14 protein-coding genes are annotated in these 13,109 nt (G+C 61.0%); all 14 read left to right on the top strand.

Features of this window, described 5'->3' with window-relative positions:
- The first annotated feature begins 1 nt into the window (after position 1).
- The 14 genes from mltG (at position 2) to araG (ending at position 13,105) form a co-directional block, all read left to right on the top strand.
- A complete protein-coding gene (gene mltG / locus J3P94_RS19850; RefSeq protein WP_434569351.1) occupies positions 2-1,174 on the top strand; it encodes an endolytic transglycosylase MltG in 1,173 nt (390 codons plus the stop codon).
- 19 nt (positions 1,175-1,193) lie between these two features.
- Positions 1,194-1,826 carry a dTMP kinase gene (tmk, locus tag J3P94_RS19845; RefSeq protein ID WP_434569350.1) on the top strand — a complete coding sequence of 211 codons (633 nt, stop codon included), beginning with the start codon at positions 1,194-1,196 and terminating at the stop codon, positions 1,824-1,826.
- The gene (locus J3P94_RS19840) at positions 1,819-2,805 is read left to right on the top strand and encodes a DNA polymerase III subunit delta' (protein WP_434569349.1); all 987 of its coding nucleotides are present in this window, start codon (positions 1,819-1,821) and stop codon (positions 2,803-2,805) included. Before tmk ends, J3P94_RS19840 begins: the two co-directional genes overlap by 8 nt.
- A gap of 40 nt (positions 2,806-2,845) precedes the next feature.
- Entirely contained in the window at positions 2,846-3,202 is a 357-nt protein-coding gene (locus tag J3P94_RS19835; RefSeq protein WP_305496049.1) for a PilZ domain-containing protein, read from the top strand.
- A 10-nt stretch (positions 3,203-3,212) separates the two neighbouring features.
- Positions 3,213-4,007, top strand: a complete 795-nt coding sequence (locus J3P94_RS19830; RefSeq protein WP_434569348.1) for a TatD family hydrolase — start codon at positions 3,213-3,215, stop codon at positions 4,005-4,007.
- Between the two features lie 383 nt (positions 4,008-4,390).
- A complete protein-coding gene (locus J3P94_RS19825; protein ID WP_003204240.1) occupies positions 4,391-5,029 on the top strand; it encodes a TetR/AcrR family transcriptional regulator in 639 nt (212 codons plus the stop codon).
- Positions 5,030-5,166: 137 nt separating this feature from the next.
- Positions 5,167-6,135 carry a GTP 3',8-cyclase MoaA gene (locus J3P94_RS19820; RefSeq protein WP_305496047.1) on the top strand — a complete coding sequence of 323 codons (969 nt, stop codon included), beginning with the start codon at positions 5,167-5,169 and terminating at the stop codon, positions 6,133-6,135.
- A 134-nt stretch (positions 6,136-6,269) separates the two neighbouring features.
- Positions 6,270-6,875, top strand: a complete 606-nt coding sequence (locus J3P94_RS19815) for a DUF4823 domain-containing protein (RefSeq protein ID WP_434569347.1) — start codon at positions 6,270-6,272, stop codon at positions 6,873-6,875.
- Between the two features lie 16 nt (positions 6,876-6,891).
- Positions 6,892-7,452 (top strand): DUF1285 domain-containing protein, encoded by a 561-nt coding sequence (locus J3P94_RS19810; RefSeq protein WP_434569346.1) that lies wholly within the window; start codon positions 6,892-6,894, stop codon positions 7,450-7,452.
- A gap of 178 nt (positions 7,453-7,630) precedes the next feature.
- The gene (locus tag J3P94_RS19805; protein ID WP_305496044.1) at positions 7,631-8,377 is read left to right on the top strand and encodes a FadR/GntR family transcriptional regulator; all 747 of its coding nucleotides are present in this window, start codon (positions 7,631-7,633) and stop codon (positions 8,375-8,377) included.
- Complete coding sequence (locus J3P94_RS19800) at positions 8,374-9,249, top strand: SMP-30/gluconolactonase/LRE family protein (protein WP_434569345.1); 876 nt, start codon at positions 8,374-8,376, stop codon at positions 9,247-9,249. Before J3P94_RS19805 ends, J3P94_RS19800 begins: the two co-directional genes overlap by 4 nt.
- A gap of 237 nt (positions 9,250-9,486) precedes the next feature.
- Positions 9,487-10,305, top strand: a complete 819-nt coding sequence (locus J3P94_RS19795) for an SDR family oxidoreductase (protein WP_434569344.1) — start codon at positions 9,487-9,489, stop codon at positions 10,303-10,305.
- 174 nt (positions 10,306-10,479) lie between these two features.
- The gene (locus J3P94_RS19790; RefSeq protein ID WP_434569343.1) at positions 10,480-11,484 is read left to right on the top strand and encodes a substrate-binding domain-containing protein; all 1,005 of its coding nucleotides are present in this window, start codon (positions 10,480-10,482) and stop codon (positions 11,482-11,484) included.
- 76 nt (positions 11,485-11,560) lie between these two features.
- The gene (gene araG / locus J3P94_RS19785; RefSeq protein ID WP_434569342.1) at positions 11,561-13,105 is read left to right on the top strand and encodes an L-arabinose ABC transporter ATP-binding protein AraG; all 1,545 of its coding nucleotides are present in this window, start codon (positions 11,561-11,563) and stop codon (positions 13,103-13,105) included.
- Positions 13,106-13,109: the final 4 nt, after the last annotated feature.

The raw sequence follows: 13,109 nt of genomic DNA, 5'->3' as shown, positions 1-13,109 counted from the left end.
CGTGAGACGTAAATTCTTGCTGCTGCTGGAAGTCGGACTGGTTCTGGCTGGGCTGTTGCTGGGCGCTTCGGCGTGGAAAATTCACTCGGCGCTGCAGCAGCCGTTGAACATCACCCAGGAAGAACTGCTTGACGTACCCAGCGGCACCACGCCGACCGGGACGCTCAATCGCCTGGAAGCCGATGGCCTGATCAAGGATGCATTCTGGCTGCGAGTGTACTGGCGCTTCAACCTCGCCGGCCAACCCCTGCACTCCGGCGAATACCGGATGGTCCCAGGGATGACGATGGACGGCCTGATCGGTGTCTGGAAGCGTGGTGACGTGGTGCAGTACAGCGTCACGCTGGTGGAGGGCTGGAATTTCCGTCAGGTTCGCGCAGCGCTGGCCAAGGATGAGAAGCTCCAGCAGACCCTCGCCGGCCTGAGCGACAGTCAGGTGATGGACCGTCTTGGTCATTCCGGGATATTTCCCGAAGGCCGGTTTTTCCCGGATACCTATCGGTTCGTGCGCGGTACGTCGGATGCCGATCTGCTGAAGAAGGCCTACGATCGGCTGGAAGAGGTGCTCGCCAAGGAGTGGGCGCAACGAGCCGCCGACGTGCCTTACACCCAGCCCTACCAGGCATTGATCATGGCTTCCCTGATCGAGAAGGAGACCGGCGTGCCCCAGGAGCGTGGCCAGATCGCCGGGGTGTTCGTGCGCCGCTTGCGCCTGGGCATGTTGTTGCAGACCGATCCCACCGTAATCTATGGCCTGGGGGAGCGCTACGCCGGCAAGCTCACCCGCGCCCATCTGAAAGAACCGAATCCCTACAACACCTATCTGGTTCCAGGGCTGCCGCCGACGCCGATCGCGATGGTCGGGCGCGAGGCGATTCATGCGGCGTTGAACCCGGCGGACGGCAACAGTCTTTATTTCGTGGCCCGGGGCGATGGCAGCCATGTGTTTTCCGATGACCTGGAAACGCACAACAACGCGGTGCGCGAATACCAGCTCAAGCGCCGCGCCGATTATCGCTCCAGCCCGGCCCCGGTTGCGCCGGACGATGTGGCGCCAATTCCCGCCGCTTCACCTGATACGGCGCCTGAAGCCGTGCCCCAGGTGCCGCCCCAGGAACCCGCGCCGCAACCCGCCCCCGAAGCGAATGCCAGCGAGCCGCCGAGCCCGCAATGACTCTGATTAAGGATCGCCCGTGACTGGCTTGTTTATAACCCTGGAAGGCCCCGAAGGCGCCGGCAAGAGCACCAACCGCGAATACCTCGCCGGACGTTTGCGGGCTGAAGGCATCGAGGTGGTGCTGACCCGTGAGCCGGGCGGCACGCCGCTGGCCGAGAGGATTCGCGAGGTGCTGCTGGCACCCCTTGACGAGGTCATGAACCCCGACACCGAGCTGTTGTTGGTTTTCGCTGCCCGGGCGCAACATCTGGCCGAGGTGATCCGCCCGGCGCTGGCCCGTGGAGCGGTGGTGCTGTGTGATCGCTTCACCGATTCGACCTACGCCTACCAGGGGGGCGGCCGAGGCTTGTCCCTTGAACGCATCGCCGCGTTGGAAACCTTTGTCCAGGCGGACCTGCGGCCGGACCTGACCCTGGTGTTCGACTTGCCGGTGGACATCGGTCTGGCCCGCGCCAGCGCCCGGGGTCGGCTCGATCGCTTCGAGCTGGAAGGGCAGGCTTTCTTCAACGCCGTGCGCAACGCCTTCCTGGAGCGTGCCCAAGCTGATCCGGCGCGTTACCTGCTGATCGACGCCGCCCAGCCGCTGGCACAGGTCCAGCAATCGCTGGATGGTCTGCTGCCGCGTCTACTGGAGCGTGCCCGTGGCTGAAGCCTATCCGTGGCAGGACAGCCTCTGGCAGCATTTGGCCGGGCGTGCCCAGCATGCCCATGCCTACCTGCTCCACGGTCCGGCCGGGATCGGCAAGCGGGCCCTGGCCGAACGCCTGATGGCGAGCCTGTTGTGCCAGGCCCCGGTGGCCGCGGGCGCCTGCGGCGAATGCAAGTCCTGCCTGCTGCTCAAGGCCGGTAGCCATCCAGACAACTACGTGCTGGAGCCTGAAGAGGCGGACAAGGCGATCAAGGTCGACCAGGTCCGGGACCTGGTGAGTTTCGTTGTCCAGACCGCGCAGATGGGCGGGCGCAAGGTCGTGTTGATCGAACCGGTGGAGTCGATGAACATCAACGCTGCCAATGCCTTGCTCAAGAGTCTCGAAGAGCCTTCCGGGAATACCGTCCTGCTGTTGGTCAGCCACCAACCGAGTCGGTTGTTGCCGACCATCAAGAGCCGTTGCGTGCAGCAGGCTTGTCCGCTGCCCAGCGAGGCCATGAGCCTGCAGTGGCTGGGCCAGGCCTTGCCTGACAGCAGCGATGAGGAGCGTGTCGAGCTGCTGACCCTGGCCGCCGGTTCGCCACTGGCGGCCGTCAGCCTCCAGGCCCAGGGCGTGCGTGAGCAGCGGGCACTGGTCGTGGACGGCGTCAAGAAGCTGCTCAAGCAACAGCAGTCGCCGACGCAACTGGCCGAGGGCTGGAACGCCATTCCGTTGCTGCTGCTGTTTGACTGGTTCTGCGACTGGTCGAGCCTGATCCTGCGTTATCAGCTCACCGAGGACGAGGCAGGGCTGGGACTGGCGGACATGCGCAAGGTGATCCAGTACCTGGCGCAAAAAAGCAGCCAGGACAAAATCCTGAACATTCAGGACTGGATCCTTGCCCAACGCCAGAAGGTGCTGAGCAAGGCGAACCTAAATCGCGTCCTGTTGCTGGAGGCGCTGTTGGTGCAATGGGCAAGTTTGCCTGGTCGTAACTGACAGGCACACTAAACTCAGCTCAATTGCAGCGGAGATCAGCATGAACGAACCTGTCAGCCCCGGGCCACGCAATGGCATCCTGTCCCTGACCATCAAGGACAAGTCGGTGCTCTACGCCGCCTACATGCCCTTCATCAGGAATGGCGGCCTGTTTATCCCGACCAACAAGAATTATCGCCTGGGCGACGAGGTGTTCATGCTGTTGAGCCTGATGGACGAACCGGAGAAAATCCCGGTCGCCGGCAAGGTGATCTGGCTCACCCCCAAAGGCGCCCAGGGCAACCGGGCGGCCGGGGTTGGCGTGCAGTTCAACGAAGGCGATAACTCGGCCCGCAATCAGATCGAAACCCACCTGGCCGGAACCCTCAAGTCCGACCGTCCTACCCATACGATGTAGCTGGCCCCATATGCTTGTAGATTCCCATTGTCACCTTGATCGCCTCGACCTTACCGCCCATGGTGGTTCGCTGGACGCCGCGCTGGATGCCGCGCGCCAACGGGGCGTCGGGCATTTCCTGTGCATCGGCGTCAGCGCCGACAACGCCGCCGACGTCAAGGTCCTGGCCGACCGTTATGCGGATGTCGATTGTTCGGTGGGTATCCACCCGCTGGACGTACAGCCCGATGCCGCGCCGGCCCTGGACTGGCTGCTGCACGAGCTCGACCATCCTCGGGTGGTGGCCATTGGCGAGACTGGCCTCGACTATCACTACGAGCCGGAGGCCGCCGAGGTGCAGCAGGCTTCGTTCCGCTTGCACCTGGAAGCGGCTCGTCAGACTGGCAAGCCGGTAATCATCCACACCCGCGGTGCCCGCGCCGACACCCTGGATCTGCTGCGCGACGCGGCGTTGCCCCAGGCGGGCGTGCTGCATTGCTTCACCGAAGACTGGGACATGGCCAAGGCTGCGCTGGACATGGGTTACTACATCTCCCTGTCCGGTATTGTCACGTTTCGCAATGCCGATGCCCTGCGCGACGTCGCCAGCAAAGTGCCGGCCGATCGATTGCTGGTGGAGACCGATTCGCCCTACCTGGCGCCAATACCCTATCGCGGCAAGCCGAACCTTCCCCAGTACGTGCGCGAGGTGGCCGAGTTCCTCGCCATGTTGCGCGGTGAATCCTATGAGCGGTTCGCGCAGCAGACCACGGAAAACTTCAAACGCCTGTTCCCCCTGGCCCATGTCGGTTCGCCGAGGGCCTGAATCACGGACAAAAAAAACCCGGGTTCTGGGGGGTGAATCCGGGTTAAGACCATTAGGAGTAAACAAAGGCACTCGGTCCGTTGGTACCTTTATCGGCGCGTCACTTGGGGGAGATGTCGCGCCGACAGTTCAAGTATTGATCACTGTGGCGATGCGTCCAGTGTGGTTGCGGCGGTTTTTAAACAAATTTGGAATACGCTCGCTTCGGATAGGTTCTCACTGTCCTGTTCACCTGCCAGTACGGTAGGGTGCCAGGTAAACGGAGGAGTCGGGACTGCACGGTTTTCCGCAGAACACTGATCGAAAATGGATGATCCGTGCATTTTTGCGTAATTTAGGCATAATACCCGGCTTCGAATTTTGACCCTTCAGACCTTTTTCTTATGCACAAAGAACCCCGTAAGGTCCGTGAGTTTCGTCGCCGCGAGCAGGAAATTCTCGATACCGCGCTCAAGTTGTTCCTCGACCAGGGTGAAGACAGTGTCACCGTCGAGATGATTGCGGATGCCGTGGGTATCGGCAAAGGCACGATTTATAAACATTTCAAATCCAAGGCCGAGATCTACCTGCGGCTGATGCTCGATTACGAGCGCGATTTGAACGAGTTGTTGCATTCGGCCGATGTGGACAAGGACAAGGAAGCGCTATCCCGGGCCTATTTCGAGTTCCGCATGCGCGACCCGCAGCGTTACCGCTTGTTCGACCGTCTGGAAGAGAAGGTGGTCAAGGGCAACCAGGTGCCGGAAATGGTCGAGGAGCTGCACAAGATCCGCGCTTCCAACTTCGAACGCCTGACCCTGCTGATCAAGGGCCGGATCAGCGAAGGCAAGCTCGAAGATGTGCCGCCGTATTTCCATTACTGCGCAGCCTGGGCGCTGGTGCATGGCGCCGTGGCGCTGTATCACTCTCCGTTCTGGAGCAATGTGCTTGAAGATCAGGAAGGCTTCTTCCAGTTCCTGATGGACATTGGCGTGCGCATGGGCAACAAGCGCAAGCGCGACACCGACGTCCCGAGCAGTTGAGGCATTCAGCTGTCTGATTGCGCCATGTCTGCTTACATGGCGCATTGCCCGAGGAATATACTCAGGCTTGGGCCTTGCAGAAATCTGATTTTTAGGTCAGGTTTTGCGGGCCCGATTCTTCTTTCGCCGGAGTGATCATGATCGTTGACCGTCAAGGCAGGCGTTTTCGCAATTTGCGGATCAGCCTGACTTCAGCCTGCAACTATGCCTGTACCTACTGCGTGCCAGACGGCAAGCGGCTGGTGGCTGCGCAGGATGAACTGTCGGCCGAGGCCATGGCGCGGGGCGTGGCCTATCTGATCGAAGCCGCCGGCATCGAGCGGTTGCGCATCACCGGTGGAGAGCCACTGGTCAGCCCCAAGCTGGAAAGCTTCATGACGGCGGTGGGGCAGATGGGGCTGCAGGACATCAGCCTGACCACCAATGGTCAGCTGCTGGCAAAGAAGCTGCCTCTACTGGTCAACGCCGGTATCCGCCGTATCAACGTCTCCCTCGACACCCTGGACCCCGTGGCGTTTCGCAGCATTGCCCGTGGTGGCGACCTGGCGACCGTGCTGGACGGCATGGAGCAGGCCCGGGCGGCGGGAATGAAGATCAAGGTCAACATGGTGCCGTTGCGCGGGCAGAACCTGGACCAGGTGATGCCGTTGCTCCAGTACTGCCTGGAGCGTGGTTATGAGTTGCGTTTCATCGAGTTGATGCGCATGGGCCACCTGGCCAAGGATTCCAATGCGTTCCTTCAACAGTTCGTCAGCCTCCAGCAGTTGCTGGGGCTGATTGGCGACCAGTACGAATATCTGCAGGCCGATGCGCCGATCGATGCCACGGCCGTGCGTTACGAAATTCCGGGGTTGGGGCACTTCGGTGTGATCGCCAACGAAAGCGTGCCGTTCTGCCGCACCTGTTCGCGGCTGCGGCTGTCTTCCACAGGCTGGTTGCATGGCTGCCTGTCGTCGAGTAACCGTCACTACGTTGGCGATCTGTTGGACAAACCGCGTCACCAGGCATTGCCGGCGCTCCAGCGGCTGTTGGTCAAGGCCTTGGGGGACAAGCAGGAAGTGGCGTTCTCGGGTGGTGCGACCATCATGAAGATCATCGGCGGCTGAACAGCGGCTTTTTGTGGTGATGGAGCAAGCTCCCCCCCCATAGACATTCCAAACCGGATAATTGTCGAGCTGGCGCAAAAGCTGCATCCCATGGCCATTCGCCGGTTTTCCGTCACCGGTTTTTGGAGGATAGGATGCGTAGCCTGTTTTTGCTGCTGGCCGTTTTGACGCTGGGTGGCTGCATGAATGTCAGCGACATGGGGGAGGGCGTTCGTTATCACATGAGCGACGCCGGCCTGCTGGACCATAGCGACAGCCGTCGGGTGAACAACCTGCGCATTCAGCCGGATTCCTTCATCTACATTGCCCAGGGTGCTTTTGCTCCGCCAGGCAGCGCTTATCCGCGGCCCAATGTCGTGGCTGAAGAAGCGTTCAACGGTTTCATCGAGTATTTCCCCATGGTTCGTCGCGCCCGGGTCCCGGAAGGCCTCGACCAGGCGATGGGCGAAGCGCGTGCCGCCGGTGCTCATTACTTGCTTTATACCCGGTTCGCCAAAGCGGACAACCGCATCGGCAACACCGACGAATGGCTGGACGAAGAAGCCGTGGATCGACTGGGTGTCGATACCGGTGTCATTCAGATCATGTTGATCGAGACCAGCACCCAGTATTTGATTGATACTGCGCGTATCAAAAGTCGTGGCGGTTTACTGACGTTGCACGACAAACAGCCAGAAGACCTGATCGCCGCCCCACTGCGTGAATATGCCCGCACCTTGCTGGGGATAAGCGACCAGTAACATTCAAGGAGTCACCATGAGCGGACCGCAAAAAGCCAATGACCTGCTGGGACAGATCCCGAAGACCAAAGGCCTGCCGCCGGTCCACTTGTGGAACCCCGACTTCTGCGGCGACATCGACATGCGCATCGCCCGTGATGGCACCTGGTATTACCTGGGCACGCCGATCGGGCGCAAGCCGATGGTCAAGCTGTTCTCCACCATCATTCGCCGCGACGGCGATGATTATTTCCTGATTACCCCTGTGGAAAAAGTCGGCATCAAAGTCGACGACGCCCCGTTCGTGGCCGTGACCCTTGAGGTCGACGGAGAGGGGGAGGGGCAGTTGTTGCGCTTTACTACCAATGTCGAGGAAACCACCGAAGCCGGCCCCGATCATCCGATGCGGGTGGTCATCGACCCCCGGACCCAGGAGCCTGCGCCGTACGTGCATGTGCGCAGCAACCTCGAAGCGCTGATTCATCGCAACGTGTTCTATCAACTGGTGGAGCTGGCGGTGAGTCGCGAGATCGATGGTCAGCGCTGGTTGGGCGTATGGAGCGGCGGCGTGTTTTTCCCCATCGGTCTTGAGCCCTGAAATCCTGGGTGGGAGCGAGCCTGCTCGCGAAAGCGGCAGCATAGTCGACATCTTTTTATGCAGACCGACCGCTATCGCGAGCAGGCTCGCTCCTACAGTAGTTGCGCAAATTCAAATTGACACCCAATCATATGATGATTAGCGTGGGCGCCTGATAAGAAAAGCCCACGGGGTAGTCATGTCCAGCAGTTTTCACGCGTCGACCGTCGATTGGCTGGGTGGCTGGATTGCCGCCGGCCAGGTCAAGCCTGGGCAAACCATCAAGGTCGAGGCAGATCTGGGCGAGCAACTGGGCGTCAGCCGCACGGTGATCCGTGAGGCAATCAAGACGCTGGTGGCCAAAGGCATGTTGGAAGTCGGCCCGAAAGTCGGCACGCGAGTACTGCCGGTGCGCCGCTGGAACCTGTTCGACCCGCAGGTGGTTGGCTGGCTGTCACGCAGCGGCCTGCCGGAAAACTTCGTCGACGACCTGCTGGACCTGCGGCGCACCATCGAACCGATGGCGGTGCGCTGGGCCTGCGAACGGGCGACGGCTGATCAGGTGCAGGCGATCCGCCTGGCTTATCATGCGCTGGAGCGGGCGGTGGACAGCGGCGCCGATTACAACCTTGCCGACCAGTTTTTCCATGAATGCATTCTCGCCGCCAGCCACAATCAATTCATCGAGCAGATGGTTCCGGCCCTGGGCGCGTTGCTGGCGGTCTCGTTCGAGGTGTCGGCGGCCGATCCGGACGAATTGCGGCGCACCTTGCCGATCCACAAGGATATCGCCGAAGCCATCGCCGAGCGCGACGCGGCGCGCGGCGTCTGGGCCTGCATGACCCTGATCGACAACGCTGACCTGGCCATCAAGCGCTTCTACCCCGACGTCATGGCCGGTCGAACAGACAATACCGGGCGAGCCGGGAACGGGAGGTTGCAATGAACTGGACGGCTGTGACGGAACATCGGGCGAAACTGGGCGAGGGACCGTTCTGGGACGAGCCGACCCAGGCGCTGTATTGGGTAGATATCGCCGGCAAGCAGGCGCTGCGGCTGATCGGCGCCAATGTACAGATCTGGCAGATGCCCGAACACGTTTCCGCCTTCATCCCGACCCAGAGCGGCGATGCGTTGGTGACATTGAGCAGTGGCGTCTATCGACTGGACCTGGATTCGCCTGGGCTGGAGCCGCGCCTGAAGCTGCTGTGCATGGCCGATCCCCAGCCTGGCAATCGTGCCAATGAAGCGCGCTGTGATGCGCTGGGCCAGCTTTGGCTGGGCACCATGCAAAACAACATCGGAGAAGAGGGCGAGGACCTGCCCATCGAGCGACGTTCCGGCGGCCTGTTCCGTGTCGGCGGCGATGGCCGGGTGATGCCCCTGCTGCGCGGGCTGGGCATTCCAAACACGCTGCTATGGAGCCCCGATGGCACGACGGTGTATTTCGGTGAGAGCCTCGATGGCACGCTCTATCGGCACTTCATCTACCCCGACGGCAAACTCGCGCCCGCGGAGGTCTGGTTCGGCCCCCATTCCCGTGGCGGGCCGGACGGTTCGGCGATGGATGCGCAAGGTTACATCTGGAATGCTCGCTGGGATGGCAGTTGCCTGCTGCGGCTGCATCCGGACGGCCATGTCGATCGGGTGATCGAGTTGCCGGTCAGCCGTCCCACCAGTTGTGTATTCGGTGGGGACGACCTGCGGACGCTCTACATCACCAGCGCGCAAAGTCCGCTTGGGCATCCACTGGACGGTGCGGTGCTGTCGATGCGAGTGGACGTGCCGGGTGTGGCTTGTACGAGGTTTGCTGGCTAGATCCCAAAATATGGGATGTAAATATATATATTGAGATTATTTGGCGGTCGGGTTTATAGTCGGCTGCATCAGCAATACGCACTCACACTTAAAAAAACAAAACAGGTGAAGCGATGCATCGAATTTCCCCCGAACGCCCCAGCGGCGTTCGCCAGCTACTGTCGGTTATGCAGTCTCTAGACCGGTCCCCCGTGGGTGCCCGGTTTTTCTCGTGTCTTGCCGCGGGAGCCCAGGTTCATGGCTGAAGCGCTTTGCTTGCCACCGGTGCCGGAGCCGCCGCAGGGCGATCGGTTGAAAGGCAAGGTCGTGCTGCTGACGGGTGCTGCCCAGGGCATTGGCGAGGCAATCGTTGCTGCGTTTGCTTCCCAACAGGCGCGGCTGGTCATCAGCGACATCCAGGCTGAAAAAGTCGAGGCCGTCGCCGCCCATTGGCGTGGGCGCGGTGGGGATGTACAAGCACTCAAGGTCGATGTTTCAAGCCAGCAGGACCTGCACGCCATGGCCCGGCGAGCGGTTGAACTGCATGGTCGCATCGACGTATTGGTGAACTGCGCTGGCGTCAATGTGTTCCGCGATCCGCTGGAAATGACCGAGGAAGACTGGCGCCGTTGCTTCGCCATCGACCTGGACGGTGCCTGGTATGGCTGCAAGGCCGTATTGCCGCAGATGATCGAGCAGGGCGTGGGCAGCATCATCAATATCGCGTCGACCCATTCGTCCCATATTATTCCCGGCTGTTTCCCGTATCCCGTCGCCAAGCATGGGCTGCTGGGCCTGACCCGCGCCCTGGGCATCGAATACGCCCCCAAAGGCGTGCGGGTGAATGCCATTGCGCCGGGCTACATCGAGACCCAGCTGAATATCGATTACTGGAATGGCTTCACCGATCCCCGGGCCGAACGCCAGCGTGCGCTGGATCTGCACCCGCCACGGCGTATCGGCCAGCCGATCGAAGTGGCAATGACGGCGGTGTTTCTGGCCAGTGACGAAGCACCTTTCATCAACGCTTCATGCATCACCATTGATGGTGGACGTTCGGTCATGTACCACGACTGAATATTTCTGGATTGCAGTGGGAAACTTCGCCTGTAATCCAATCATCATACGATATGACTATTTAGACCTATGCTGTGCAGTAACACGATTTGACCGGCCAGCCTGCGCATTTCCACCAACGTGGAGCAGATCCCTGGACGTTTGGCTTTCAATAAAAAAAACAAGGAGTCAGCTATGAAACATCGTCGTGGGATCCGTTCCCTGTGTCGCGCCGCCCTGGCGGTTACCGCGTTCAGTCTCAGCAGCCACCTGCTGGCGGCCGATGCGGTGAAAATCGGTTTCCTGGTCAAGCAGGCCGAGGAGCCCTGGTTCCAGACCGAATGGGCATTCGCCGAGAAGGCGGCCAAGGACAAAGGCTTCCAGTTGATCAAGATCGCCGTGCCTGACGGCGAGAAAACCCTCTCCGCTATCGACAGCCTGGCCGCCAACGGTGCCAAGGGCTTTGTGATCTGCCCGCCGGACGTGTCCCTGGGCCCGGCCATCATGGCCAAGGCCAAGCTCAACGACCTCAAGGTGATCGCCGTGGACGACCGTTTCGTCGACGCCAACGGAAAATTCATGGAAGACGTGCCGTACCTGGGCATGGCCGCGTTCGAGGTTGGCCAGAAACAAGGCGCCGCGATGGCTGCCGAAGCGAAAAAACGCAATTGGGACTGGAAAGAAACCTACGCGGTGATCAACACCTTCAACGAGCTGGACACCGGTAAGAAACGCACCGACGGTTCGGTCGATGCCCTGAAGAAGGCCGGTATGCCGGAAGACCATATCCTCTTCTCGGCGCTGAAAACCCTCGACGTGCCGGGCAGCATGGACTCCACCAACTCGGCGTTGGTCAAGCTGCCAAGCGCCGCGAAAAACCTGATCATCGGCGGCATGAACGACAATACTGTGCTGGGCGGCGTGCGCGCTACCGAAGCCGCCGGGTTCAATGCCAAGAACGTGATCGGTATCGGCATCAACGGCACCGACGCCATCGGCGAGCTGAAGAAACCAAATAGTGGCTTCTTCGGTTCGATGCTGCCAAGCCCGCACATCGAAGGCTACAAGACCGCGGAAATGATGTACGAGTGGATCACCACCGGCAAGGAGCCGCCGAAGTACACCGCCATGGACGAGGTGACGCTGATCACCCGGGAGAACTTCAAGCAGGAACTGGAAAAGATCGGCCTGTGGAATTGACGGCTGGTTGATTCAAAAGCGGCCCCTGGTCACAGGCGTGACCGGGCCGCTTGATCTCTGTGAGTTCGAGGTGGTTATGCAAGCGCAAACAGCGACACGGCAACACAACACTGGCGGCAGCTTGCGATTCAACGGGATCGGCAAGACCTTTCCCGGCGTGCAGGCCCTGGCCAATATCAGTTTCGTCGCCCATCCAGGACAGGTTCATGCCTTGATGGGTGAAAACGGCGCGGGCAAGTCCACGTTGCTCAAGATCCTTGGCGGCGCCTATATCCCGAGCAGCGGCGACTTGCAGATCGGTGAGCAGACGATGGCGTTCAAAGGCACCGCCGACAGTATCGCCAGCGGTGTGGCGGTGATTCACCAGGAGCTGCACCTGGTGCCGGAAATGACCGTCGCCGAAAACCTGTTCCTTGGCCATTTGCCGGCGCGTTTCGGCCTGGTCAATCGCGGTGTGCTGCGCCAGCAGGCGTTGGCGCTGCTCAAAGGCCTGGCGGACGAAATCGACCCGCAGGAAAAAGTCGGTCGCCTGTCCCTCGGCCAGCGCCAGTTGGTGGAAATCGCCAAGGCATTATCCCGTGGCGCCCACGTCATTGCTTTCGACGAACCGACCAGCAGCCTCTCGGCGCGGGAAATCGACCGTTTGATGGCGATCATCGCCCGCCTGCGGGACGAGGGCAAAGTGGTGTTGTACGTCAGCCACCGGATGGAAGAAGTCTTTCGAATCTGTAATGCGGTGACGGTGTTCAAGGACGGTCGTTATGTCCGGACCTTCGAAAACATGAGCGAGTTGACCCATGATCAACTCGTCACCTGCATGGTCGGTCGTGATATCCAGGACATCTATGACTACCGTCCGCGTGAGCGTGGCGATGTGGCGCTGCAGGTGAAGGGGCTGCTGGGGCCGGGCCTGCGCGAGCCGGTGAGTTTCGAGGTGCACAAGGGTGAGATTCTTGGCCTCTTCGGGCTGGTCGGCGCCGGTCGTACCGAGCTGTTTCGCTTGCTCAGTGGCCTGGAGCGCCAGAGCGAGGGCAGTCTCGTGCTGCACGGCAAGGAACTGAAACTGCGTTCGCCACGGGATGCCATCGGCGCTGGCGTGCTGCTCTGCCCGGAGGACCGGAAGAAGGAAGGCATCATTCCGTTGGGCAGTGTCGGCGAGAATATCAACATCAGCGCGCGTCCGTCCCATTCGACCCTCGGCTGCCTGCTGCGCGGCGAATGGGAGCGGGGCAATGCCGACAAGCAGATCAAGTCGCTGAAAGTGAAGACCCCGGCGGCGAGCCAGAAAATCATGTACCTGTCGGGTGGCAACCAGCAGAAGGCGATCCTCGGGCGTTGGCTGTCGATGCCGATGAAGGTCCTGCTGCTGGACGAGCCGACACGGGGCATCGACATCGGTGCGAAAGCCGAGATCTACCAGATCATCCACAACCTGGCGGCCGATGGCATCGCTGTGATCGTGGTGTCCAGCGACCTGATGGAAGTGATGGGTATTTCCGACCGGATCCTGGTGCTGTGCGAAGGGGCCATGCGCGGCGAGCTGCCGCGTGACCAGGCCAACGAATCCAACCTGCTGCAACTGGCGCTGCCGCGCCAACGCGTTGCCGACGCGGCGAACTGAGAGG

Source organism: Pseudomonas sp. Z3-8, assembly GCF_051131975.1.
Taxonomy (GTDB): Bacteria; Pseudomonadota; Gammaproteobacteria; order Pseudomonadales; family Pseudomonadaceae; genus Aquipseudomonas.
The sequence above is the reverse complement of the archived record's forward strand: the minus strand, read 5'-3'. Positions and strand labels throughout refer to the sequence as shown.

Bases quoted from the DNA above. Each gene is read 5' to 3' on its own strand.
- J3P94_RS19800 (WP_434569345.1), top strand. From the start codon at position 8,374: ATGAACTGGACGGCTGTGACGGAACATCGGGCGAAACTGGGCGAGGGA.
- J3P94_RS19825 (WP_003204240.1), top strand. From the start codon at position 4,391: ATGCACAAAGAACCCCGTAAGGTCCGTGAGTTTCGTCGCCGCGAGCAG.
- J3P94_RS19820 (WP_305496047.1), top strand. From the start codon at position 5,167: ATGATCGTTGACCGTCAAGGCAGGCGTTTTCGCAATTTGCGGATCAGC.
- J3P94_RS19830 (WP_434569348.1), top strand. From the start codon at position 3,213: ATGCTTGTAGATTCCCATTGTCACCTTGATCGCCTCGACCTTACCGCC.
- J3P94_RS19805 (WP_305496044.1), top strand. From the start codon at position 7,631: ATGTCCAGCAGTTTTCACGCGTCGACCGTCGATTGGCTGGGTGGCTGG.
- J3P94_RS19835 (WP_305496049.1), top strand. From the start codon at position 2,846: ATGAACGAACCTGTCAGCCCCGGGCCACGCAATGGCATCCTGTCCCTG.
- J3P94_RS19810 (WP_434569346.1), top strand. From the start codon at position 6,892: ATGAGCGGACCGCAAAAAGCCAATGACCTGCTGGGACAGATCCCGAAG.
- J3P94_RS19815 (WP_434569347.1), top strand. From the start codon at position 6,270: ATGCGTAGCCTGTTTTTGCTGCTGGCCGTTTTGACGCTGGGTGGCTGC.
- J3P94_RS19790 (WP_434569343.1), top strand. From the start codon at position 10,480: ATGAAACATCGTCGTGGGATCCGTTCCCTGTGTCGCGCCGCCCTGGCG.
- araG (WP_434569342.1), top strand. From the start codon at position 11,561: ATGCAAGCGCAAACAGCGACACGGCAACACAACACTGGCGGCAGCTTG.
- J3P94_RS19795 (WP_434569344.1), top strand. From the start codon at position 9,487: ATGGCTGAAGCGCTTTGCTTGCCACCGGTGCCGGAGCCGCCGCAGGGC.